The organism is Microbulbifer elongatus (genome assembly GCF_020524885.1).
Lineage (GTDB): Bacteria > Pseudomonadota > Gammaproteobacteria > Pseudomonadales > Cellvibrionaceae > Microbulbifer > Microbulbifer elongatus_A.
Map to the genome: position 1 here is coordinate 1,071,096 of NZ_JAIVKJ010000001.1, position 23,715 is coordinate 1,094,810.

Annotated in this window: 20 protein-coding genes; 18 read left to right on the forward strand and 2 right to left on the reverse strand. The window is 56.9% G+C overall.

Annotated elements, in window-relative coordinates; all coding sequences use genetic code 11:
• Positions 1 to 3: 3 nt before the first annotated feature.
• The gene (locus LC059_RS04550; protein ID WP_226702630.1) at positions 4 to 1,101 is read right to left on the reverse strand and encodes a hypothetical protein; all 1,098 of its coding nucleotides are present in this window, start codon (positions 1,099 to 1,101) and stop codon (positions 4 to 6) included.
• Positions 1,102 to 1,268: 167 nt separating this feature from the next.
• On the opposite strand from LC059_RS04550, the gene LC059_RS04555 reads away from it, so the two are divergent.
• The 16 genes from LC059_RS04555 (at position 1,269) to LC059_RS04630 (ending at position 21,654) form a co-directional block, all read left to right on the forward strand.
• The gene (locus LC059_RS04555; RefSeq protein ID WP_226702631.1) at positions 1,269 to 1,709 is read left to right on the forward strand and encodes a VOC family protein; all 441 of its coding nucleotides are present in this window, start codon (positions 1,269 to 1,271) and stop codon (positions 1,707 to 1,709) included.
• A gap of 30 nt (positions 1,710 to 1,739) precedes the next feature.
• Positions 1,740 to 2,861, forward strand: a complete 1,122-nt coding sequence (locus LC059_RS04560) for a hypothetical protein (RefSeq protein ID WP_226703184.1) — start codon at positions 1,740 to 1,742, stop codon at positions 2,859 to 2,861.
• Between the two features lie 103 nt (positions 2,862 to 2,964).
• Positions 2,965 to 3,639 (forward strand): GntR family transcriptional regulator, encoded by a 675-nt coding sequence (locus LC059_RS18040; protein ID WP_226702632.1) that lies wholly within the window; start codon positions 2,965 to 2,967, stop codon positions 3,637 to 3,639.
• Positions 3,640 to 3,690: 51 nt separating this feature from the next.
• Positions 3,691 to 3,999 (forward strand): DUF6122 family protein, encoded by a 309-nt coding sequence (locus tag LC059_RS04570; RefSeq protein ID WP_226702633.1) that lies wholly within the window; start codon positions 3,691 to 3,693, stop codon positions 3,997 to 3,999.
• Positions 4,000 to 4,147: 148 nt separating this feature from the next.
• Positions 4,148 to 5,557 (forward strand): Type 1 glutamine amidotransferase-like domain-containing protein, encoded by a 1,410-nt coding sequence (locus LC059_RS04575; protein ID WP_226702634.1) that lies wholly within the window; start codon positions 4,148 to 4,150, stop codon positions 5,555 to 5,557.
• A 741-nt stretch (positions 5,558 to 6,298) separates the two neighbouring features.
• Complete coding sequence (locus LC059_RS04580; protein ID WP_226702635.1) at positions 6,299 to 9,169, forward strand: TonB-dependent receptor plug domain-containing protein; 2,871 nt, start codon at positions 6,299 to 6,301, stop codon at positions 9,167 to 9,169.
• Positions 9,170 to 9,297: 128 nt separating this feature from the next.
• Positions 9,298 to 10,776 (forward strand): putative basic amino acid antiporter YfcC, encoded by a 1,479-nt coding sequence (yfcC, locus tag LC059_RS04585; protein ID WP_226702636.1) that lies wholly within the window; start codon positions 9,298 to 9,300, stop codon positions 10,774 to 10,776.
• 54 nt (positions 10,777 to 10,830) lie between these two features.
• The gene (gene iadA / locus LC059_RS04590; protein WP_226702637.1) at positions 10,831 to 12,003 is read left to right on the forward strand and encodes a beta-aspartyl-peptidase; all 1,173 of its coding nucleotides are present in this window, start codon (positions 10,831 to 10,833) and stop codon (positions 12,001 to 12,003) included.
• 21 nt (positions 12,004 to 12,024) lie between these two features.
• Positions 12,025 to 12,456: a helix-turn-helix domain-containing protein gene (locus LC059_RS04595; protein ID WP_226702638.1), complete on the forward strand. Its 432-nt coding sequence runs from the start codon at positions 12,025 to 12,027 to the stop codon at positions 12,454 to 12,456.
• Complete coding sequence (locus tag LC059_RS04600; protein WP_226702639.1) at positions 12,453 to 13,742, forward strand: cyanophycinase; 1,290 nt, start codon at positions 12,453 to 12,455, stop codon at positions 13,740 to 13,742. Before LC059_RS04595 ends, LC059_RS04600 begins: the two co-directional genes overlap by 4 nt.
• A 359-nt stretch (positions 13,743 to 14,101) precedes the next feature.
• Positions 14,102 to 15,451, forward strand: coding sequence for an aspartate aminotransferase family protein (locus LC059_RS04605; RefSeq protein WP_226702640.1), 1,350 nt, complete (start codon positions 14,102 to 14,104; stop codon positions 15,449 to 15,451).
• A 65-nt stretch (positions 15,452 to 15,516) separates the two neighbouring features.
• On the forward strand, positions 15,517 to 16,902 hold the full coding sequence (locus LC059_RS04610) for a glutamine synthetase family protein (protein ID WP_226702641.1): 1,386 nt from the start codon (positions 15,517 to 15,519) through the stop codon (positions 16,900 to 16,902).
• A gap of 367 nt (positions 16,903 to 17,269) precedes the next feature.
• Positions 17,270 to 18,067, forward strand: coding sequence for an OmpW/AlkL family protein (locus LC059_RS04615; protein WP_226702642.1), 798 nt, complete (start codon positions 17,270 to 17,272; stop codon positions 18,065 to 18,067).
• 280 nt (positions 18,068 to 18,347) lie between these two features.
• Positions 18,348 to 19,751, forward strand: coding sequence for a glycosyltransferase family 4 protein (locus LC059_RS04620; RefSeq protein WP_226702643.1), 1,404 nt, complete (start codon positions 18,348 to 18,350; stop codon positions 19,749 to 19,751).
• Positions 19,751 to 20,536: a class I SAM-dependent methyltransferase gene (locus LC059_RS04625; RefSeq protein WP_226702644.1), complete on the forward strand. Its 786-nt coding sequence runs from the start codon at positions 19,751 to 19,753 to the stop codon at positions 20,534 to 20,536. The genes LC059_RS04620 and LC059_RS04625 overlap by 1 nt, the downstream gene beginning before the upstream one ends.
• A complete protein-coding gene (locus tag LC059_RS04630) occupies positions 20,533 to 21,654 on the forward strand; it encodes a prenyltransferase/squalene oxidase repeat-containing protein (RefSeq protein WP_226702645.1) in 1,122 nt (373 codons plus the stop codon). Before LC059_RS04625 ends, LC059_RS04630 begins: the two co-directional genes overlap by 4 nt.
• Here the strand turns inward: LC059_RS04630 and LC059_RS04635 are convergent.
• Complete coding sequence (locus LC059_RS04635) at positions 21,580 to 22,212, reverse strand: class I SAM-dependent methyltransferase (RefSeq protein ID WP_226702646.1); 633 nt, start codon at positions 22,210 to 22,212, stop codon at positions 21,580 to 21,582. The two genes, LC059_RS04630 and LC059_RS04635, sit on opposite strands and share 75 nt — an antisense overlap.
• A gap of 203 nt (positions 22,213 to 22,415) precedes the next feature.
• Here LC059_RS04635 and LC059_RS04640 point away from each other — a divergent pair, with 203 nt between their 5' ends.
• The gene (locus tag LC059_RS04640) at positions 22,416 to 23,138 is read left to right on the forward strand and encodes an acyltransferase (protein WP_226702647.1); all 723 of its coding nucleotides are present in this window, start codon (positions 22,416 to 22,418) and stop codon (positions 23,136 to 23,138) included.
• Positions 23,139 to 23,192: 54 nt separating this feature from the next.
• A complete protein-coding gene (locus LC059_RS04645) occupies positions 23,193 to 23,702 on the forward strand; it encodes a shikimate kinase (protein ID WP_226702648.1) in 510 nt (169 codons plus the stop codon).
• Positions 23,703 to 23,715 lie beyond the last annotated feature (13 nt).

Consider the following 23,715-nt stretch of genomic DNA (forward strand, 5'->3'; position numbering starts at 1 on the left):
TAGCTATCGGAACAACCGATCGAAGCTTTCATCTTGCGGATGGTAAATAGCGAACCCTAACCGCAGCAGTTGCTGGCGGCGGTCGCACAGTACATTTTTCTCACGGAGTTCTGCCTGTAGCTTTTCGGCATTCTCAGAACTGCCACAGCGGAAGGTGAAGAAATGCCCGTGGCCCCGCTCCAGGTCGTGGGCAATCAGGTTGCTGCGGTTGAGCAGTGGGTGGTCCGCGGCATCCATGGCGGCGAGGAAGCGCCGTTGGTTATGCTGTACATAGGCGTGGATGGTGTCGACCGTAATACCTTCCTGTGTATACAGGTCCAGCACCGCCAGGGCTTTGTACAGTGGCGAGTAGTCCATGGTGGCGCCGGCAAAGCGTAGCCAGTCGTTACCAAAGCCGACGCCCTCGGCGCGGTTTTCCAATTCTGCCATCTCCGCAAACCAGCCAGTGTTCAGTGGACGCAGCTGGCAGCCTCGGGGGATGGTCATAAAGCACATGCCTTCACCGGCGCCCAGGTATTTGTATGACCCAGCGGTGTAGAACACCTTGTCGGCGATGGCGCCAAGATCCGTCGGGCGCGCAAAAAATGCGTGGTAGCCGTCGATTACCATCTCGGTTTGGTCTGGCTTGCGCGCGGCCAGTTCCAGCAGCTCCGGGAAGGCCACGCCGGAATCGAAGAAAACCTGGCTTGCGTAGGCGAGTTGATACTCGCCACTGTGCAATTCCTGCTCAAAGCGCTGTGGCAGGGTGGAGAAAGGCTCCGTGGGGATGCGTACCACCTCGACAGTGGGCAGCTCTTCCAGGCGCAATAGCTGGCGGGCAAAACTGTAGAATTCGCCATCGGTGGTGAGGATGCACAGGGGCTGGGTCAGATCAAAGGCACTGAGTAAACGGTACACCAGCTCATGGGTATTTGGTGCCAGGGCTACCTGGGCCGGGTCCGGCAGGTTCAGTGTGCTTGCTATGCCCCCCTGGAAGGCGGGTATCTTCTCTCCAAAAATCTTGTCCCACTTGCTGTCAGCCATATCGGCGGCGTCCCGCCAGTAGGCGTTGACCGCCTCCAGGGTCACGTCGGGCCAGTAGTGGTGGGAGTGGCACGCCATGTGCAAAACCGGTAGGTCGCATCCGGTCGAGGCTGCTTTTTGGGCGGCCTGTAAAAATTGTCGATAGTATTTTTGGTACATTTCGCGCTGGTATCTTTTTTGTGGGTGACTAAAGTAGTCATCTTATTGATGTACCGGGATTGTAATCCCCAGAAGGAGGCGTTGCAGTGGAATATTTACACACGATGGTGCGTGTCACCGATCTTGAGAAATCTCTGGAATTTTATTGCGACAAGCTTGGCCTGTACGAGGTCAGCCGCAATGATTATGAAAAAGGGCGCTTTACCCTGGTGTTTCTCGCTGCGCCGGGAGATTCTGACACCGCCAACGGTGACAAACGTCCGTGTCTGGAGCTCACCTACAACTGGGATCCGGAAAGCTATTCCGGCGGGCGTAATTTCGGCCACCTGGCGTATCGCGTGGACAATATCTACGAGACCTGTCAGCGACTGATGGATATGGGGGTGACCATCAACCGTCCGCCGCGGGATGGTCATATGGCGTTTGTACGCTCTCCGGACAATATCTCTATCGAGCTGTTGCAGAAGGGCGATTCCCTGGCGCCCCAGGAGCCCTGGGCTTCCATGGAAAATACCGGCGAGTGGTAACGACGCAAGATCAAGCAGTCTGTGAGTAGGATGATGGCGAAAGCGAAGCAGTATAAAAATTGTGTGGTATTGGCGGGCGCCAGTGCCGCACGCCGGGTGCGGCAGGAAGGATTGCGCCAGGAAATGGTTTCCACCCTGGTAGGCGCCTCCGGTGGTCCCAAGTGGCTGTCCATTAGCCAGCTGGACCGTGTGTTGATTGGGGAGTTTTTCCGTGATCGCCGCGTACCAATCGCCACGCTCGGTTCGTCCATCGGCAGCTTTCGCAATATGTGTTACGCCACGGCCAATCCCTTGACCTCCTTGGAAAAGCTGGAATACGGCTACGTCAACCAGACCTATGCCAGTGAACGGCCCACCCCCGCGGAGATAACCGCGACGGGTGAGCAGATCCTGCTTGAGGTTCTCGGCGGCCAGGGTGCCGCTGAGGTGGCGTCCAACCCGGTTTGGCACAGCCACTTCGTCACCGTGCGCGGTCGAGGCCCACTGGCGAGTGAGCGCAAAGCCGTGCTCGCACCGGCACTGCTGGCATCGGCGCTGGCCAATGCAGTGAGCCGTCGCACCCTGCGGGCTTTCTGGGATAGGGTGGTGTTTCACTCCGGGCAGGCCCCCTCTGTAGCGTTTCGCAATCTCTCCACAGTGAATACGCCGCTCAGCGCCGAGAATGTCTGTCCGGCAGTGTTGGCCTCCGGCTCGATTCCGCTGGTGATGGCTGGCGTACCCACACCGGCTGGGGCTCCCGCAGGGAACTACCGGGATGGCGGGATTACCGATTATCACTTTGACCTCGGTTTTGAGCACCCTCAGGGGCTGGTGCTCTATCCGCACTTCTTCCCCTATATGGTGCCGGGCTGGTTCGACAAGAGCTTCCGTTGGCGCTGGGTCCGCGGCGGTGCCATGGACAATGTGATTCTGGTGGCCCCATCCCCCGAATGGGTTTCCCGTCTGCCCTTCGCCAAGATCCCGGATCGCGACGATTTCGTGAAGCTGTCCACCGAGGAGCGGCTCAAGTACTGGAACGCGGTAACCGAGGCCGGCAAGCAGGTTGCGGAGGATTTCTTCGAAATGTGGCAAACTGGCGCCATTGCCGACGAGATTATCGAAGTCGGCAGCGACCAGTCGCCCCACAAACTGGCACTGGCAATGTCCGCATAGCGACAACCCGCAAGGCTCTGGCGAGGCGATAGCGCCCGTCTGCGAACGGGTTGGAAGCAAGGCGGGTTACGTTTGATTCCGACCCAAGCCACGAGGCCAGTCCGTGAGAGATGCCGAGTTTACCGAGCCGCAGGAAGCGTTCCGCACCACCCAGGAGCGGGTTTACTACCAGGTGCGCGATGCCATCCTGCGGGGCCAGTTCCTGCCGGGAAGGGCGATTACCATCCGCGGCCTGGCGGCTGAACTTGACTGCAGCCCGATGCCGGTGCGAGAGGCTCTTCGCAGGCTGACGTCTGAACGAGCCCTGGAGCTCTCTGATACCCGCCGTGTAACCGTGCCTACCCTGACACGGGAGAAGCTGGATGAAATTTGTGCTGCGCGGGTTTCGCTGGAGTGTCAGGCAGCGGCTCAGGCGCTGCCATTCGTTGGCAAGGAGGAGCTGGAAACGCTGCGGGCACTGGATGACCGGGTCACTGCCGCCCTTGAGAAAAAAGATATCCAGGAATACGTCACTGGTAACCTGGAGTTTCATTTCACCCTCTATCGTCTTGGCCGCCCCCATATCATATTGTCGTTGATCGAGAGCTTGTGGCTACAGACAGCGCCACTTCAGCACCTGGTATTCCAGCGCTTCGGTGTGCAGGAGTTACCTGACCGCCACCAGGACCTGGTCGATGCTATTGCCAGTAATGATGAGCAGCGCGTGCGGACTGCGATACGCCAGGATATTGAGGAAGGCCTGGGCTCCATCTCCGCCGAAGAGTTGCTTTCAGTTTAAAATTTTCTGCAAGCTGATCGCTATCAATAATTTAATTGTATTTGTAACCTGATGTTCAGTTATATCCATATTGTTTTACATTTCCTTGTTCCGCTTGCGATCGCCTGGTTCTTTTTCCGTGACGAGTGGAAAAAAGCGGCATTGTTTATGTTGGCGGCAAATCTGGTGGATCTGGACCACCTGTTGGCATCGCCGATTTACGATCCGGGTCGCTGCAGCATCAATTACCATCCGCTGCACACCATGTTCCCGATTTCCTTTTACGGCGCCATGATGTTCCTGCCCTGGAAGCCGGTACGCTGGTTGGGTATCGGTCTGGTTACGCATATGTTGCTGGACGCGGTGGACTGCGGTATCTGATTTTTCTAATCGGATACCCGTATAAACTGTTCTATTTTTTCCAAAACTTGACTGTTTTTTCCCTTCGGTTGCGGATTCAATGTTTACCTTGGATCCCTTGGGTAGTCTTGTGTGGCAATAACAATAACGACGCCGCATGGAGCTACCTATGAAGACCAAATTACTCTCTGTTTTTGTTTTGTCGCTATTAAGTGTCGGGGCTTTCAGTACTGGTGCGCTGGCCTGTGTGTCTGCGGAAAGCGAATCCAACGACGCCGAAAGCGATGCCGATGGCCCTGTCTGTTCGGGGCAGGCAGTAGCTGGCAATATTGCCAATCGCCGGGACCAGGACTGGTACTACTTCAATATCGACACTCCCGCCAACCTCGACATTTCTCTCAGTCATTCCAGTGGGGACGACTTCGATTGGCACCTGTATGACGTATCACAGCGACTGTACAGCGCAGAGACCGGAGACCGCCCGGAGTCGGCCAGTGTCAGCGTGGGCGGCAGTGGCCTGTACACCCTGAAAGTGACCCGATATGCGGGGCGAGGTGATTACACCCTGAGTGTGGACGGAATTCCCTCTGGTACGGGTGGCAGCAGCAGTGGTGGAAGCAGCGGCGGTGGTGGCGACTGCGGTCTTGGCGCTCGACCCAGCAAGCCCGGTGGCCTGACCCGCTATATCTCAGGCAGTGAGGCAGATATTTGCGTAAACCAGTCCTCGGGTGGGCTCCTGGTGATGGGCGGTGGCAGTGACGTGGATGCGGCCTTTACCCGGCGAGTGGAGCCGTTGATCGATGGCGGTGATGTTGTCGTGCTGCGCACCAGTGGCAGCGATGGCTACAACGATTACCTGTTGAACCTGCTGAACGCGGATTCTGTAGAAACCCTGATTGTCGATCGCTCGCAATTCGCCAACGACGCCTACGTTGAATGGGCGGTGCGCTCAGCGGAGTTTGTCTGGATTGCCGGTGGCGATCAGTCTGATTACCTGAACCAGTGGCAGGGCACTGCATTACAACAAGCTCTGGACGATGTTCTCGACCGCGGTGGTGTACTGGGGGGGACCTCTGCTGGCGCTGCAGTGCAGTCGGAGCACATCTATGATCCGGACGGGGTGCTGGGTGCTTATTCTTCTGAAGCAGTATCTGATTTGTGTCACGAAAATATCAACGTTTCCACCGGCTTCCTCAGTACTTCCATCATGCAGGGTGTGATTGTCGATACCCACTTCGCCGAGCGCGACCGGATGGGAAGGTTGATGGCCTTTATGGCGGGTTTGCCATCCGGGATCCACGGTATCGGTGTGGATGAGGCGACTTCCATCTTCTTTACGGCGGATGGCAGCGGTGTGGTGGATGGTGCTGGGAGTGTCTACGTATTGCAGGAAGACGCCCAGACCAGTCGCACCCAGGCCCAATGTGATCTGCCGGTGATCTATGAGGATGTGCTGCGTTACAAGCTGGGCGAGTTCGACCAGTTCAATATCCTGAACGGCTCCAGCAATGTCGCGCCCAAGCGTATCGGCATCGACGGACGCTCAGGTAATTTCTACATCAATCAGCCTTACCAGTAACCTTTGCTCTGCCTCCAGGGCAAATTAAACCTTTGCGAAACGCATGACTGGGGAAATATTACTTCCCCGGCTGTGCGTTGCGGGTAAAGGGTTTCTTCTTCCGCCGCAATAGATAACAGCGAAACTGCTAGGGCAAAGCCGCAGATTATTCGGCTGTCGCGCGGAATTTTGCGCGAATTAAATCTGACAGCAGAAGTGCTTTACAGCATTTTTACAGCGTGATAAAAAATAACACGTGGTTAGCTGGTAAAACCTTATTTGAAACCCATTCTGGTATGCACCGTGTGGGGGGAGAGGTCTCAGCGAGCCGCAACTAGAAATCAAGCGCAAAGTACTTAATTAAACGCAATTAATTAATAGTGCAAGGCATACAGAGCAAAATGAATAATATTGCTGCCAAAGAGCGCTGCTCCTCCAACTACTACCTCAGCGAGTGGTTTGACGAGTAGCTTCCCCGCCTCGGTTTAACCGGGGGCTCCGCCATGTGCGCGGGCGCAGGGAAGCTATAAGTCGGAATCTTCCGTTCTTGGATCTACCCCCAACTTTTATCTATCGGCTTTGTGTAAGTCTGCTTACGCGTGCTGTGGATATTTGTGTTGCTGTGCATTGCCGCCGGTTTTCTTCCTGTAAATCAACTTCAGCCAGCTATGGTGTGCGTGCCCCTGTGCCCGTCACACCAGGAAAACATGCAGATCACAGAGATCCACTAGAGACAGGAAACGTTTCCTGGAGGGTATAAAAATGGATAACAAAGACAAACTGAACAAGTCCCCGCTGAGCAAGGCCATTCAATTGGCTCTGGGATGCTCGTTGATGGGGGGCAGTGTTCTCGCCATCGCGCAGGCATCGCCTGCAGACTCGACCGTTGAAGAAGTGGTGGTGACAGGCACCCACATCAAAGGCCTGGACACCGAAGGTGCGGTACAAGTGGTGCAGATTAACCGCGACGATATCGAAGCGTCTGGTGCCACGTCCCCGATTGAGATCCTGCAGCAGCTGTCTCAGACCGGCGGCGGCAGCGGCACTTTCTCTACCGCCACTTCCGGTGCGCTCTCCAGCGACACGCCGGTGGGTGCTGCCGGTGTATCCCTGCGCGGTCTCGGTGCGAGCTCCACTCTGGTACTAGTAAATGGTCGTCGCGTATCCGTGAGTTCCTTCGCCAAGGGCCAGGAATCCTTTGTCGACGTAAACTCCATTCCGCTGTCTGCCATTGAGCGCGTAGAAGTGCTGCCAAGCGGTGCCGCGGCCACCTACGGTGCGGATGCGGTTGCGGGTGTGGTCAACTTTGTGCTGCGTGATGATTTTGACGGTAACGAAATTTCTGTTACCCACGGCAATTCCACGGCCGGCACCGATGAGGGCAAATACAACCTTAACTGGGTATGGGGTCGCAAAGGAGACAACAGTCACACCATGGTGGTGGTTGACCTGTTCTCGCGCAACGCAATGTACGATCGCGACCGCAAGTTGACCGCGAACTCCGTGCGTCCGAGCCAGCAGGGTATTTACCCGAGCTTCAGCGACTACGGCTCATACAACTCTTTTATGCTCTATGACCAGATTGAAGAGGGTGGCTGCCCCGAGGATCAGTTTGGTTTCGGTAGCTACGGCGAGTATTGCGAATTTAATACCAATGCGGTCGCTGCGACCCAGGATGAATACGAGAGCGCCAGTGTTGTTGCCACTTTTAATTACGATATCTCCGATAACCTGGAGTGGTTCAACACGCTGATGCTGCAGACCAATAGATCGCGTGGCACTTCGTCTCCCGCTAACTTTACAGGTGCACCGTTCAATCCGGAAAACCCGTACTGGCCGGAAGAGTTGAAGGCGGACATTATCGAGGAAGCCTCTTTTAATCCTGATTTCCCCGGTAATGGATTCAGTGATTTTTATGGGGAGCCGATTTATGCGTGGGGCAAATTCCCGGATGCGCGTGCGGTAGAAGTGGAAAGCGAGTCCATGCGCCTGGTGTCTGGCCTGCGCGGTGAGGTTGCCGACTGGAACTGGGAAGTGGCCGCTAATATGGGGCGCAGTGAGTCCGAGCAGCGCGGTATTTCCGGGCTTTACAAAGCTGAGGAATTTTACAATGCCGGCGTAGGTAACCTCTGTACCGACGGCACTGTTGTTGATCGTTGGACCGTAAATCTGGCGCGTCCGGACGGATACGGTTTCGGCGCTGCAGGTGAAACCTGTGAAGATCTTGGCAAAACAACAGCTTGGTATAACCCCTTCGGTGGTCAGTTGGATCAAATGGCCGAAGTGGAGCAGTTGATTCGCACCGACGCAAAACGCGGTGGTGAGTCCAGTTTGTATGCCATTGACGGTAATATTTCCGGCAGCTGGATTGAATTGCCGGCGGGTGCCGTGCAAGTGGCCTTTGGTGGTGAGTTCCGTCGTGAATCCGTGGTAGATACCCCGTCTGGCGATGCGATTTCTACCACCCTGAACCCCGAGCCGATTCTCGGTTTCAGCTCCACCTCTGCTGATGCCGCGCGCAACCAGTGGGCGGTGTACATGGAGCAGATGATTCCGCTGGCGGCCAATACTGAGTTGCAGTTTGCACTGCGTTACGACCACTATGACAACTTCGGTGGCGACACCAATCCCAAGGTTGCGCTGCGTCATGCATTTAACGACGCAATCATCTTCCGCTCTAACTGGTCCACTTCATTCCGCGCGCCATCTCTTGCACAAGTCGGCGCGGGTACTTTGTTGTCCAGCTATGCCGTCGACTGTAGCGTAACGCCGGTGGCCTGTGGTGGCCTCGTGGATGAGTCCGGTGAATCCCTGCTTTCCGAAGATGTGAGCAATGACGACCTGAAGCCGGAAACCGCCACCACCTGGGGCGCCGGTTTTCTGTTGAAGCCGACCGAAGACACCGAGATTACCGTCGACTACTGGAATATCGAGCACGAAAACCTGATCGGTGTGGAAGAGGATGACTTCATCCTGCGCGCGTTCAATGGTGAGTTCCCTGTAGTGGGTGAAGGTGAGCTGCCGACGGGGCAGCCCGGCCTTGAAGTAGACCGTGGCTTTGTCGTGGATGCCCACTTCCAGCTGTCCAACCTCGGCTGGCAGAAGACTAACGGTGTGGATGTGGCGTTTACCCAGTACCTTGATACCGAAAACTGGGGCAGTTTCCGCTTTACTCTGGACGGTACCTACCTGAACGAGTTCGACAAGCTGCCGTCCGATGCACTGGGAGTCGTGAAAGAAGCGGGCAACTACACCTATCCGCGCTGGTTGGCCAACAGCTCCCTGCGCTGGCGCTACGAGGAATGGTCCTCTACCCTGAGCGCCCGTTACACCCACAGCTACATGGACGACCCGAGCCCACGCGTACTGGACTCCGTGTTTGAGGAAGGAAACGAGTACTTTGCGTCTCTTGTCGATGTCGATAGCGATGGCAATGTGGAAGTCGACAGCTGGTTGACCTTCGATCTCCGCGTTGCCCGTGACTTCGACAACGGCAGCTGGCTGAGCCTGCGGGTTAATAACCTGCTGGACGAGGAGCCGCCGCTGGTGCTGGGTACCGGTGCTAATGTGGACCACTTTAACCACAATTCCATGGGCCGTTTCTATACCCTGAGCTACGGCCACGCGTTCTGATCGGCGTCTCACAGGAGCTGATCCCGGCGGGCGCGCGATTTGCGCCCGCCGGCTCTAACCAATGACTGCGGTGTATTCCTATGCAGACAAGCGAACCCCAATCCTGCGAGCCTGAGCAAAATGCCGCAGTGAAACACTCGATAGCAAAAACCTGGGCGATGCCAGATACCTATCTGATATTGCTGGCGGTTGCAGTGTTTGCCTTTGCGCTCAATTTTGTCATTCCAGCGGGCACCTTCGACACGGTTATTACCGAGGTGAACGGTGTTGAGCGGAGCGTGATCGATCCGGGCAGCTACCAGTCCGCAGAGGGTGGCCCCGCTGGTATGGCTCTGTTTGCGGAAGGCGGCGGTATCGGGTTCCTGAACTTCGCGTTTGAGGGCATGGTTTCCGGTAGTAAATGGGGCGCATCTATCGGTGTGTTTGCCTTTATCCTGCTGACCGGTGGTGCCTTTGGCCTGATCTTTGCCAGTGGGTCGGTTGAGCGGGGGCTGTTTCAGGTCATTGCCCGCAATCGTAAGGCCGGACATTTTTACCTCGCCACCCTGTGCTTTCTGTTTTCACTCGGCGGCGCCGTCTTCGGCATGGGGGAAGAGGTGATCCCCTTTACCCTGATCGTGGTGCCGTTACTGGTGTCCATGGGATACGACAGCATAACGGCATTGCTTGTTACCTATGTGGCCACCCAGGTGGGCTTTGCCACTTCGTGGATGAATCCATTCGGGGTCAGTATCGCCCAGGGGATTGCCGGGGTGCCGCTGATGTCTGGCAGTGGCTTGCGTATGGCGTTGTGGTTGTTGGCAACCGGCGGCCTGGCGGCGTACACCATTGTTTATGCGCGGCGTATTCAGCGTGAGCCCAGGCGATCGCTGGCCTACGCCTCCGACCAGGTGTTCCGCGACAAGTCCGTTTCCGCGGCCTCGCTGCAAACCATGGTGCGAGGAGACGGCTGGGTGTTGCTGTTGTTCTGTGCCGGTATCGCCTGGATGATCTGGGGCGTGATAGAGCGCAGTTATTTTCTGCCGGAAATAGCCACGCAGTTTTTCACCATGGGTATTGTCATCGCCGCCGTGGCCATTGCTTTCGGCCTGAACGGGCTTACACCGAACAGAGCGGCGGCGGCGTTCCGTGAAGGTGCGCAACAATTATTGCCCGCGGCCATGGTGGTGGCTTTCGCCAAAGGGATCGTCTTGCTGCTCGGTGGTGATGACCCCGAGGGTGCCAGTGTGCTCAATACCATTTTACACGCGGCAGGCAATGGCCTGGCGGATGTGTCTGGTGCTGTGTCGGCCTGGTTTATGCTGGCTTTCCAGACCGTTTTCAACTTCTTTATTACTTCCGGGTCCGGCCAGGCCGCGCTCACCATGCCGATCATGGCACCCCTCGCAGACGTTGTTGGTGTCACCCGACAGACTGCAGTCCTCGCATTCCAGTTGGGGGATGGTCTCACCAATATCATCGTGCCCACTTCTGCGGCGCTGATGGGGTGTTTGGGCGCGGCGCGCCTGGATTGGGGTGTGTGGCTGCGTTTTGTGTTACCGCTGCAGGGGGCGTTGTTCCTGTTTGCGTCACTGGCCGTGCTGGTGGCGGCCGCATCTGGTTTTTAGCTTCGCAGCGCGATCGAACCCGGTAAATGTTTGCTCAATGTTAAGTAGTAATTTATGTCTCAAATTACCCTGATTAAAAACGCGGAAGTTTTCGCGCCCCGCAGCCTGGGGCGCTGCGATGTGCTGGTGGCGGGGGGCTCCGTAGCGCAGATCGACCAGCATTTGACACTGCCGGAAAATATCGGTCAGGTTGTGGATGCCGATGGTGCCTGGCTGATGCCGGGACTGGTGGACTCTCTCGTCCATATCAGTGGCGGTGGAGGCGAAGCCGGATTTGGTTCCCGCACGCCGGAGCTGGATGTGCGTGAGGCGATTTCCGCGGGTGTTACCACGGTTGTTGGTGCTCTCGGTACAGATGCCACTACCCGCACGCTGAACGAGCTGTTCGGCAAGGCCAAGGCGCTGGAGGCCCAGGGTATTACCTGCTTCATTCAGACCGGGTCCTATCAGGTTCCGGTCAACACCCTGACCGGCAGTGTGCGCAGTGACATCATGCTGGTGGAGAACATGATCGGTGTTGGTGAGCTGGCAATTTCCGACCATCGTTCCTCACACCCATCCCGCGATGAATTGATCCGTATTGCCGCCGATGCCCGGGTTGCCGGCTTGCTGAGCGGCAAGGGCGGTGTAGTGAGTATTCACGTGGGTGATGGGGCCGGGCGATTGCAGCCGCTGTTTGATGTGGTGGAGCACTCGGAGATTCCCGTCACCCAGTTCCTGCCCACCCATATGAACCGCAATCTGTCGCTATTGGAGCACGGGGTGGCATTTGCCCGTGCCGGTGGCTTTATCGATTTCACCACCTCCACCACCGAGGAAATTCTGGCCAGTGGCGAAATGCGTGCGAGCCGGGCACTGAAACTGGCGCTGGAGCGGGGTGCGTCCATCGACCAGCTGACATTTTCTTCCGATGCGCAGGGCTCGTTGACCAACTTTTGTGATCAGGGAGAACTGCAGGATATCGAGGTGGGTGCTATCTCCAGCCTGTTTGAGGAATTCCGCCGATCAGTGCAGGAAGAGGGGGTTGAGCTGGCCGGCGCACTGCAGGTCGTGACCAGCAATCCTGCGCGCGTACTCGGGTTCAAACGCAAGGGTCAGGTGGCTTGCGGACGGGACGCGGACCTGATCCTGGTGGATCCCGTGAGGTTCCAGATTACCCATACAATGGCCCGCGGACGTTGGCAATTATTTGATCGCCAGCTTCACGGTGGTCGTGAATCAGGCTAGGGCAAAACGATGGATGGAGTGGTGCAACAGCCAGTGTCCGTTCGCGATCAACGTCTGTTTGAAGAGGCCATGACGCTGATGCGTAACAACCTGTCCGAACCGCTCCAGACTGGTGAGCTTTCCAGCTACCTTGGCATCTCGCAGAAAAAACTGGAGCGCTTGTTCCTGCGTTTTGTGGGCATCTTGCCCGCGCGATTCTATCGCGAGCTGAGGTTGGAAAAGGCGAGGTCACTGTTGCATGAAACTGCATTGAGCGTTGACGAAATAGGGCGACGTTGCGGGTTTCCCTCTGCATCGCATTTCAGTCGCAGTTTCAAATCTTACAGTGGCCGTAGCCCGCGGGCAGAGCGTCAGCAGGGGGGGCAGCTGCGCACTGAGTCGAGGCGTGGTCCCTTTCCCGACCAGCGACGCTTCGGACAAATGAAAAAATTTACGATGGAAATAATGATATGAAGTTTACCGGTGTGGCGGCGATGCTCGTGGGGCTCTGTTTACCCTTGATCGCCGCGTGCAGTGATTCAGGAGCGCAGGCGAAAGTATCGGCCGGAACCGGCAGCCTGCTCATCGTAGGCGGCGCGCTGCGCAGTGACAACGCAGCAGTGTACCGCGCGTTTATTGAAGGGATGCCAAAACAGTTCCCCGATGTTGCCATTGTGCCGGCGGCCTCCGGCCGGCCTAACCACTACGCGCAACAGTTTCTGGCGGACTTGCGCAGTCATGGCTTTGACGGCGACGTGCGCATACTGCCCATTGCCGTCAAGGACGATAAATCCACCGAAGCCATCGATGAAAGCGAGTGGCTGAACGGTGGCCGTGACGAGGCGGTGGCCAGAGGCCTTCATGATGTCGGCGGGATCTGGTTTGTCGGTGGCGACCAGACCAGAATCACCCGCACCTTGCTGGACGAGCGGGGAGGGGACACGCCCGTGCTGGCCGCCATACGTGAGCAGCTTGCCAAAGGGGCTATCGTGGGCGGCACCAGTGCCGGTGCGGCCATCATGAGCAGCACCATGATCGCAGCGGGGGACTCCCTGAGTGCGCTGACATTACCGGGTGTCGATATTTACCAGGGCATGGAAAGCCAGGAGTCCGGACAGTTGTTGATGTCCCGGGGGCTGGGATTCCTGCCAGTGGGAGTGGTGGACCAGCACTTTGATCGCAAGGCCCGCCTCGGGCGCCTGGTCCGAGCCCTGGGTAATGTCGCCGGGGCTGGGGAGCAGCTGGGGTTTGGCGTGGATGAGGACACTGCGATACTGGTTGATCTGGATGCGGCATCCATGAAGGTGCTGGGGGCGGGAACCCTGGTGGTGGCGGACGCGCGTGGGGCAAGCTTTGCTGACGCCCAGGAAGATTTCGCCGCCCGTGACCTGCGTGTCAGTGTACTGAGCCACGGCGACCGCTACCACTGGCGTGAGCGCCGGGTCGAGGCCTCGGGCGGTGAGACCCAGGGCAACGAGGCGTTTGGCTACCGCGCTGCCCAGGGGGCCGGTATTGCCCTGGCCAACCCGCGACTTGACCAGCTGCTGGGTTTTTCGCTGCTCGACAACAGCGAGACCCGCGAGTTGCGCCGCTATGCATTTGACGACCAGACCGGCAAGGGTGTGCTGTTCCGCTTTCGCCAGGATGATCAGAGTCGCGGCTTCTGGAGCTATGGTTCGGGCACCAAGGATCAATATAGCGTCATTGATGTGGCACTGGATATCGAGCCCGTTTCCGTAGCGGTGAGTGCGGCCCAGTGATGGGCTGAATCAGTCCCCCCGGGGGGCGAGTTCCCCGGAATTTGGGGTCCTGCGCCGTGCAGGGCCTTGGGTGTCTGCCCTGGGTGTCTTCCCGGCCTGCCTGGGATTTATCGCCAGTTTCCTGCTGTCGCTTTTTTGCTCTTTCCCTGAAGACCTCCCGTATTCCGACGCTTCCACTGGTGGTAACGACTACTGCCCCGCGATTGGCACTACGCTTGAGCGATCGGTGCAACCGGGGCTTTTTGCGAATACAGGTTGCACCTTTTCCGTTCTTGCCCCTAAAATGTGATCACATTTTGCGGTAATGCCTCGAAGGGCGAGGTATTGCCGCAGGCGTTATTCGAATCAGGAGTGAGTTCATGAACAAGAACCAGTTACAACAACATGACCGCGATCACCTGTTGCACCCGTTTACCGACTTTCACGATCTCGGCAAGCAGGGCACGCGGGTTATCACCAGTGCCGAAGGCGCCTATATCACCGATATTGACGGCCACACCATGCTCGACGGCATGTCCGGTCTGTGGTGTTGCAACCTTGGTTATAGCCGCCGGGAAATCAGTGAGGCCATCTACGAGCAGCTGAACAAGCTGCCGTTCTACAACAGCTTCTTCCAGTGCACCACCGTGCCTTCCATCGAGCTGGCGGATCTTCTGTCCGATGTGACCCCGGCCCACATGAACAATGTGTTCTTCACCGGTTCCGGCAGTGAGGCCAACGATACCAACCTGCGTATTATCCGCCGTTACTGGGACCTGAAAGAGCAGCCGGAAAAGCGCATCGTCATCTCTCGTAAAAACGCTTACCACGGCTCCACCATTGGCGGCGCCAGCTTGGGTGGCATGAGCGGGATGCACAAGCAGTTCCAGGCACTGGATTACATCGAGCACGTGGAACAGCCCTACTGGTTCGGTGAGGGCGGCGACCTGTCTCCGGAGGAGTTCGGTGTGCAGGCGGCGCGCAGCCTGGATGAGAAAATCCAGGAGTTGGGCCCGGAAAAAGTGGCCGCGTTTATCGCGGAGCCTATTCAGGGTGCCGGCGGCGTGATCATTCCCCCAGAGACTTACTGGCCGGAAGTGAAAAAAGTCCTGGACCAGTACGACATTCTGCTGGTGATGGATGAAGTGATCTTCGGTTTTGGACGCACCGGCGCTTGGTTTGGTGCCGACTACTACGGCATGAAGCCGGACCTTATGACCTTTGCCAAGGCGGTAACCAACGGTTACTTCCCGCTCGGTGGTACCATGGTGAGTGATCGGGTGGCTGAAGTGATCAAGGCGAAGGGCGGTGAGTTCACTCACGGTTATACCTACTCCGCTCACCCGGCGGCGTGTATGGCTGGCCTTGCCACCCTGAACATCCTGCGAGATGAAAAAATCATCGAAACCGTGCGTGATACCACCGGACCATACCTGGCCAAGCGCTGGGCAGAGTTGGCGGATCACCCAATTGTGGGTGAGGCGCGCAGCCTGGGTCTGGTCGGTGCGCTGGAACTGGTGAAGGACAAAGGCAGTCGCGCCCGTTTTGACGACAATTGCACCGCCGGTGGCGTTTGTCGGGACATGAGCATCAAGAATGGTTTGGTGATGCGGGCGACCGGCGACACCATGATCATTGCTCCGCCGCTGATCCTGGATACTACACAGATTGATGAACTGGTGGAAAAAGCCCATCGCGCGCTGGATGATACTGCCAAAGCCATGGCGTAAACTCCGGCAACCGGCCTCCGTGAATTCCACGGAGGCCGCCTCCATTCAATCAAGTGAATCCCTTTATGGCAGTAGAACAACAATATCAGCCGCCCGCGGAACTTCTCGAAGCCTCGGAACGTTTCCTCGATGCGCATCCGGATCTGACGTGGATCGAAGGGTTTGCCTTCGATATCAACGGCGTGCCCAGAGGCAAGTGGTTGCCCGCGGATTCCGCCCGCAAGTTGCTGGGCGGTGGCCTGCAAATGCCGCGCAGTGCGGTCAGCCTGGATATCTGGGGACGGGATATTGAAAACAGCCCGCTGGTATTTGCCAGCGGCGACAGTGACGGAGTATGTCAGCCGGTATCGCCAATCTGCCTTGCGCCCTGGCATCGAGAGCAGACCGCGCAACTGCATATGCAGCTGCATGAGGCGGACGGCTCGGTGCTCTACGCGGACCCGCGTGCGCAACTGCAAAAGGTGGTCGATCGGCTGGGCCAATTGGGCTACAAGGCCGTATGTGCCACCGAGCTCGAGTTCTACCTGCTTCGCGAAGAGGCGGACGAATTGGGCCGCCCGCGCCCGGTGAGTGACAACGATTCCGACCTGGTGCCGTCCACCGATGTGTACGACCTCGCGGAGCTGGATGCCCAGCGCCATTTCTTTGCCGATGTGCGCGCCGCCTGCGAAGAGCAGGGGATTCCGGCGGACTCCATTCTCTCCGAGTGTGCCCCCGGCCAGTTTGAAATCAACCTGCTGCATTGCGATGACCCGGTTAAGGTTGCCGACCAGACACTGCTGTTCAAGCGCCTGCTGAAAGGCGTGGCGCGCAGTCACGGTCTGCGGGTGAGTGCCATGGCCAAGCCGTTCGGCGAGCTCGCTGGCAATGGCATGCATGTGCATATGAGCCTGGTCGATAAAGACGGCAACAATGTCTTCGACGACGGCAGTGATGAAGGTTCTGAGCTGTTGCGCCATGCGGTTGCGGGGATGATGACCACCGCCAACGACGCGATGGCAATCTTTGCGCCCCATGCCAACTCCTATCGCCGCTTCCAGGAAAGCAGTCACGCCCCCCTGAATCTGTGCTGGGGATATGACAACCGCACGGTTACTTTCCGTATTCCGGCCAGCGAGTCCAAGGCGCGCCGGATCGAGCATCGTATTGCCGGGGCGGATGTGAATGCCTACCTGGTTCTGGCGGCAATTTTGGCTGGCGTGTGTCACGGTCTGGAGAACAGGCTCCAGCCTCCCGCTCCGGTGGAAGGCGATGCCTATCAGGTTGAGAGTGAGCAGTTGATCAACACCTGGGGTGCGGCGCTTGAGCGCTTTGCGGGCAGCCCCCTGTGGCAGGATTACCTTGATCCGGAATTTGTTGACCTTTTCGTTTTGTTAAAACGACAGGAGCAGGCGGAAATTGCCGCGCGGGTAACGGATGTGGAATACCAGAGTTACCTGCAGCGAGTTTGATCGGCTGCCAATGCGTTTTCAGGCGGAGATTGCGACCAGTAATCAACGGCTTTGATGACAGCCTCATTGGGGGCCAGAAATGCTCTGCTATACCTAACTCAGACAGCTGTGAACTTGCGTACACAGTGCGTCGCAAACTCTCCTCCTGAAAGTGTGTTCGAGAAACTGGCCCGCCTATTGGCGGGCATTTTTTTTGGGCAAAAACTTTTTGCAGAAATTTCTTCCCATTTGACGGCTAAACCTTAGGCAGTACTTGCTGTTTTCCGGGGAACTCCACCTATACTGAATCTAACCGCACGCACGGGTCACACTTTAACCAGTGGCTCTGGGCGGCTATGGAGCATTTGAGAGTTACAAGGAGTTATCCATGCGAACCAAGTCTATTCTTTTGCCACTGGCAATTGCTGCCGCCGCTGCGGCCACGCCAGCACTTGCTCAATATAATGAGGGAAGTGTTCTGGTGCGCATTGGCGCATCTTATGTAGATCCCGATGATGACGTGTTCGGGGTTACCCAGAGTTTCCTCGCCGATGACCCCACCACAGACGATGTGGAGGAGGTTCCGGTAGACATCACCAGCACACTGTCGCTGGACGATGATACGACCTGGTTTATCAGCTTTGCGTGGATGGCCGCGGATCACTGGGGCGTAGAACTTTACCATTCCAACAGCGCAGATCTTGACGCCTATTCCACGGTGAGCGTTTTCGCAGAGGGTGTGGTAACCAATAGCGCTGTCGGCAGTATTGGCGATTTCGAAACTAATACCACGAGCCTTTTTGCCAACTGGTATCCACTCGATGCGACATGCCTGATCCAGCCCTATGTTGGCGTGGGTGTAAGTTATCTCGATATCGAGCAGGATTACCTGCGGCCGGTCTATGTCGACGATGCTGTTGACGTTGGATTGGTCAACTTCGGCAGTGACTTTAGTTGGACTGCTCAGGTAGGTGTTGACTTCAATTTTGGTCGCGACAGTGCGTGGCAGGTAAATGTCTCTGCAATGTATGTTGACGCAAGTCCTGAGCTGGAGATCGGTTATAACCAGCCGGCAAACGTACCAAGTTTCGTAGAGCCGGACTTCCTGCCACTTCGGGTGCGCCAGGATATTGATATCGACCCCTGGATTTTCAACCTGGGTGTAGGTTACAAGTTCAGCTTCTGATCTGACGAATGCTCCAGACACCATTGCCCCGGTACTCGTATTTGATGCGAGACCGGGGCTTTGTTGTGGAGTGGAATTCTTACCGCCGCGGTTGAAAGTGTGTCGACTTTCATCGTGTTGATACGGGAGATGTGGGGGTAGTTTTCATTGGCGGACTGATTGGTCTCGCCTCTGGTGTGGACGGTTTCTGTCTGGCAGTCATTTCCCCGCCAGTGTATTCTTCGCCTCTTTCGGCGCCCAATCTCGTTGTGACCGCCAAAACAATAACTATGGGGAAACTATGACCGCCTTGGGAAATCGTACAGACGGTCCATCGGCCCAGTCGCGGCCACTGAATATCTGCCTGCTCGGTTATCGCAGCCATCCCCATTGCGGCGGGCAAGGTGTTTATCTTTACTACCTGAGCAAAGCACTGGTTGAAGCTGGGCATCAGGTTGATGTGATTTCCGGTCAACCTTACCCTGAGCTCGATTCCCGCGTTCGCCTGATCAAGAAGCCAGGTCTCAACCTCTATGAGCACCCGCACCCTGCACGGGCCCTCAGGCCCAGGCATTTATTGAGCTGGGCAGACTTCTATGAGTGGTTTGGCAAGCTTTCCGGGGCATTTGCTGAGCCTTATAGTTTCGGTCGCCGAGTGGCCCGGTATTTGCGCGTCCATGGGCACAAATATGACGTGGTGCACGATAACCAGTCTCTGTGTTATGGCTTGCTGAACATTGAGCAGCATGGGTTGCCGGTCGTCGCCACCATTCACCACCCCATTACCCGGGATCGCCAGTTGGCCATTGATGCGGCGTCGGACTGGTTCCATCGCTTGCTGGTTCGTCGCTGGCACAGCTTTCTCGGAATGCAGATCAAGGTGTCGCGCAGACTCAAGCACATAGTCACCGTTTCGACACAGTCCTTTAACGATATCGTCGAGCAGTTTGGCGTTGATTCTTCGCGGTTGAAGCTGGTCTACAACGGTATTGATACTGATTTGTTTGCGGCGCAACCGCACAGGTGTCCCGATCCATGGCAGATCATGACAACCGCATCCGCCGACCAGCCTCTGAAGGGACTGCGATTTCTTTTGCAGGCACTGGCATCGCTGCGAGGCCGCTATCCTGAACTGAAATTGCTGGTGGTCGGTAAACTGCGGGAAGGTGGAGCGACGGCCCAGTTGCTTGAAGAGCTTGAGTTACAGTCAGCAGTCCGCTTTGTTTCCGGCATCTCCAACCAGGAAATGGTGAACCATTACAACGCTTCCTCGATGGTGGTTTGCCCCTCATTGTACGAAGGTTTTGGTTTGCCGGCGGGCGAGGCCATGGGCTGCGGTATTCCGGTTATCTCCAGTGATGGTGGTGCGCTACCGGAAGTGGTGGGTGATGCAGGAATCGTTGTACCAGCGGGAGACAGTGATGCGCTGGCGCGCTCCATTGAACAGTTGCTGACCGACGCCGATCTGCGACAAACATTGGGACTGGCCGGGCGTCAACGTATTGAAGATAAGTTTTCCTGGCAAGTGGCAGCAAGACACCTGGTTGCCTATTACCGGGAAATCATTGCTGAGAAGACTGAAACAGAATCCCCGAGGGCGCAGCAAGCGAAACCGGCCGAGCTGTTGAGCCAAAATTCCGCGAACAGTCCAGAAGTCGCGTCCGGAGGTTCACAGCATCCGAAAAGCCAGGGGGAGGCCGCCTGATGATTACGGTATCTCCCTCTTTATTACACCTTGAGCCGGGGCAGCGGGTGCTCGACCTGGGCTGTGGCGAAGGTCGCCACGCCATTCATCTGATGCTGACCGATGAGGTGGATATTTTCGGGATCGACCTCAGCCAGCAGGATATCAATACGGCCAGTGATCGCGCTGCCCCATTTCTGTCTTCTGGGCAACAGGTTGGTCGCCTTCAGTTTGGTGTCGGCGACGCGCTACGGCTGCCGTTCTCGGACGAGTTTTTCGATGTGGTGATTTGCTCCGAAGTTCTCGAGCATATCGAGGATTACCAGGGCGTGCTGCGGGAAATAAATCGTGTGCTAAAACCTGCCGGTGTTTTCGCAGCCACAGTGCCTGCGTTTTTCCCCGAGTGGATCTGCTGGAAGCTGTCTGATGCATACCATCAGGTGGAGGGTGGCCACATCCGCATTTTTCGTGAGAAACAGTTGCGCAAAAGTATTGAAGCGCTTGGCCATCAACATTTCGCGCGCCACAAGGCGCACGCCTTGCACGCACCATACTGGTGGCTCAAATGTCTCTTCTGGGGCAGAGATGAGCATCCACTGGTTTCCGCGTACCACCGATTCCTGGTGTGGGATTTGATGGAGAAACCGCCGCTGACCCGCTGGATGGAGAAGCTGCTGAACCCGCTGCTGGGCAAGAGCATTGCACTGTATTTCGTCAAGCCCGCGCAACCGGAAAAGGCAGTGGCAACCGAAGCGCTACCCGAATCTGACAGCGCCGCTGCTCCGGAGCAGGAGCTGATCGCGTGAGCCTGTCATCGAACACTCTAGGCGATGCTGCAGGACGAGCGTCGTTGTTTCCACAGAATTTTGTGCGCCGCAGTGCGGACTACATCCTTTCTCAGCAGCTTCCGGACGGTTGTATCCCGTGGTTCGATGGGCATTACGCTGACCCCTGGGATCATGTGGAAGCGGCCATGGGGCTGAGCATTGCCGGGGAGAAAGTCGCGGCAGAGCGCGCCTATGCCTGGCTTGCGAGTATTCAGCTGGATGATGGCAGTTGGTGGGCTGCGTACAAAAACGGCCAAGTGGACAATCATGAGCGCCGTGAAAGTAATTTTGTCGCCTACATCGCTACCGGTATCTGGCATCACTTTCTGATTAACCGCGATCGGGAATTCCTCGCCCGTTTCTGGCCGATGGTGGAAAAGGCTCTGGAGTTTGTTCTGGCGCTGCAGTCCGAGCACGGTGACATCCAATGGGCGGTCGATGGGCAGGGCGAGCCATTGATGGACGCACTGATTACTGGCTGTTCTTCGATTTATAAAAGTCTCGAGTGCGGTATCAATATCGCAACAACCCTTGGCTATGACGGTTCTAGATGGCGGCGTGCGCGGGCACGCTTGGGTGAAGCGCTGAGAGACAAGCCCCATCGATTCGATCGCACCTGGGAAAGTAAGGCACGATTTTCCATGGATTGGTTCTACCCGGTAATGACCGGCGCCATTGCGGGCGATGGAGCCAGGACTCGGTTACAGAATAAATGGAATGAATTTGTGGTGGCGGGGCTTGGGTGCCGCTGTGTCAATGACGAGCCTTGGGTGACAGTGGCGGAATCTTGTGAGCTGACCATGGCGCTGCTAGCGGCGGGAGAGGTCGCGAAAGCGGAAACCATTTACCGTGGATTGCACCGCTGGCAGGACACTGACGGCGGCTACTGGACTGGCTACGTCTATCGCGACAGTGCTGTATGGCCCGAGGAGAAAACCACCTGGACCGTAGGCGCCATGCTGCTGGCGGCGGATGCGCTGGCCGGATTAACACCCGCCAGCACCTTGTTCACCCGGGTAAATCTACTGGATGCGGCGCAGAATACCGAGGGTCTTGACCATCTCCACCCGCTCGAACTGACCGGAAGCCAGCGCTAGTTTGTAAATCTCGTAGGGTGCCTGCCCACCGTCCTCCGGGTTCGGGAAAATATCGTGGATGGCGAGGAAGCCGCCGGGAACGATGTGCCTGCTCCAGCTGCGGTAATCGGTAAGCGCGGCTTCGAGAGAATGGCCTCCGTCGATAAACACCAGCCCCAGAGGCGTGTTCCAGTGGCGTGCGGCGACCGCGGACGGTGCGACTACCGGTACTACATTCTGCTCCAGGCCCGCTGCACGCATATTACTGCGGAAGTTGTGAAAACTGTCCATCAGCTGGCTGCGATCATCAAACAGGTCCCTGTCATGGTACTCCTCACCCGGTTGGTGCTCTTCCGATCCGCGGTGGTGATCGATGGCAAATAGTGAGTTGTTCATCAGCTTGCAGGCGCTGCCCAGGTAAACGGTGGACTTTCCACAGTAGCTGCCAACTTCCAGTACTGGCCCGAGATCACTGGCGTCCGCGGCCAAGCGGTAGAGCGCCTCGCCTTCCTTTGGGTCGAGAAAGCCTTTGACCGATTCGATGTTGAGGGGCAGGTCGATAGTGTGGGAGGTTTCCATTGTTTTATGTGTTCTGTGTCTGGTTAAAGTCTGTGTGACAGTACCGGCAGGTACCAGGGTTTGCAATGTGCTCGAGGCGCATATCCTGTGACAAAAAAACTAAAAGGCGATTTAGACAGTTCCTCAGAAGAATCCCTGCGAGCAAAGCATGAAAAACAATCCGGGACGAAAAACTATGGAAGCAAATCCATGAGAAAAAGTTCATGAGAAAGGATCATAGACCATACTGGCTCAAGCGCCTGCAGCTCCGGTTTCGCAACTGGCGCTGCCGCTACTTCCTGTTGCCCCAGTTTGATGCAGTCGGTTGCGAGCCAGAAGTCATGCACCCCGCGTCGGTCAAAGTGTTCGGCAGCAACATTCGTCTGGGCGACTTCCCACATCTGATCTCCACACCCGATAACTGTATTCGCCTTACCGCCATGGGCCATCGCGGTGGTGAGGCGACCATCTCCATTGGCAATTTTGTGCTGATCTCCCCCGGGGTCCGTATTTCTGCTGGTCAGTCCATCACCATTGGCGATGCCTGTATGATCGCTGCCAACGCCTATATTTCGGACTCCGACTGGCACGGCCTTTACAACCGCACCCGGCCTTTTCGTTGTACTGCGCCCATTTCCATCGGTAACAATGTCTGGATTGGTGATAGTGCGACTGTTTGCAAGGGCGTAACCATTGGCGATAACGCCGTTATCGGCGCTGGCAGTGTGGTCACCAGGGATGTTGCCGCGAACACCGTGGTAGCCGGCAATCCGGCGCGAGAAATCAAGCAGATCAACCCCCGTCGCAGAATGATCACGCGCGAGGCGCTGTTTGCGGACAGCTTCCGACAGGCGCACAATCTGGATGAATTGGATAAAATGCTGCTCTCAGGTAACAACCTGATGGGGTGGCTGCGGTCGGTGATACTGCCGCGGCGCGGAGACTGAGCGGCGTATCGCCAGATCAGCCTCACGAAGAGTCTTTTAGGAAATCGAATAAAAATGCACAAACAGGGCAGTGTTGTACTGATCGGGATGCCGGGTGCCGGCAAGAGTACGCTTGGGGTATTGCTGGCAAAGGAGCTGGCGAAGGATTTTGTGGATACGGATGTGTTGATCCAGCTGCGGGAAGACAAAACCCTGCAGGAGATCATGAACGAAACCGATTACCTGAACTTGCGCCGGATCGAAGGGGAGGTGATTGCAGAGGCAAATCTGCCCAACCACGTGATCGCCACCGGCGGCAGCGTTGTGTACAGCGAGGAAGGCATGCATAACCTGCTCAGATTCGGCCCCGCGGTATTCCTGAACTGCTCTGCGGATGAACTGCGCCGCAGAATTCACAACTACGAAAGCCGCGGCATTGCCAAGGCACCGGGACAGAGTTTTGAAGCGCTGTTCGAGGAGCGCCAGGCGTTATATCGGCGCTATGCGGATATCGTGGTGGAGTGTGACGGACAGAGCCTTGAGCAGGTGCTGGCCCAGGTGGTTGGCAAGCTGGAAGCTCGATGAGGTTAAGGAATAC

Bases quoted from the DNA above. Each gene is read 5' to 3' on its own strand.
- LC059_RS04550 (WP_226702630.1), bottom strand. From the start codon at position 1,101: ATGGCGTGCCACTCCCACCACTACTGGCCCGACGTGACCCTGGAGGCG.
- LC059_RS04560 (WP_226703184.1), top strand. From the start codon at position 1,740: ATGATGGCGAAAGCGAAGCAGTATAAAAATTGTGTGGTATTGGCGGGC.
- LC059_RS04570 (WP_226702633.1), top strand. From the start codon at position 3,691: ATGTTCAGTTATATCCATATTGTTTTACATTTCCTTGTTCCGCTTGCG.
- LC059_RS04575 (WP_226702634.1), top strand. From the start codon at position 4,148: ATGAAGACCAAATTACTCTCTGTTTTTGTTTTGTCGCTATTAAGTGTC.
- LC059_RS04580 (WP_226702635.1), top strand. From the start codon at position 6,299: ATGGATAACAAAGACAAACTGAACAAGTCCCCGCTGAGCAAGGCCATT.
- iadA (WP_226702637.1), top strand. From the start codon at position 10,831: ATGTCTCAAATTACCCTGATTAAAAACGCGGAAGTTTTCGCGCCCCGC.
- LC059_RS04600 (WP_226702639.1), top strand. From the start codon at position 12,453: ATGAAGTTTACCGGTGTGGCGGCGATGCTCGTGGGGCTCTGTTTACCC.
- LC059_RS04605 (WP_226702640.1), top strand. From the start codon at position 14,102: ATGAACAAGAACCAGTTACAACAACATGACCGCGATCACCTGTTGCAC.
- LC059_RS04610 (WP_226702641.1), top strand. From the start codon at position 15,517: ATGGCAGTAGAACAACAATATCAGCCGCCCGCGGAACTTCTCGAAGCC.
- LC059_RS04615 (WP_226702642.1), top strand. From the start codon at position 17,270: ATGCGAACCAAGTCTATTCTTTTGCCACTGGCAATTGCTGCCGCCGCT.
- LC059_RS04620 (WP_226702643.1), top strand. From the start codon at position 18,348: ATGACCGCCTTGGGAAATCGTACAGACGGTCCATCGGCCCAGTCGCGG.
- LC059_RS04625 (WP_226702644.1), top strand. From the start codon at position 19,751: ATGATTACGGTATCTCCCTCTTTATTACACCTTGAGCCGGGGCAGCGG.
- LC059_RS04635 (WP_226702646.1), bottom strand. From the start codon at position 22,212: ATGGAAACCTCCCACACTATCGACCTGCCCCTCAACATCGAATCGGTC.
- LC059_RS04640 (WP_226702647.1), top strand. From the start codon at position 22,416: ATGAGAAAGGATCATAGACCATACTGGCTCAAGCGCCTGCAGCTCCGG.
- LC059_RS04645 (WP_226702648.1), top strand. From the start codon at position 23,193: ATGCACAAACAGGGCAGTGTTGTACTGATCGGGATGCCGGGTGCCGGC.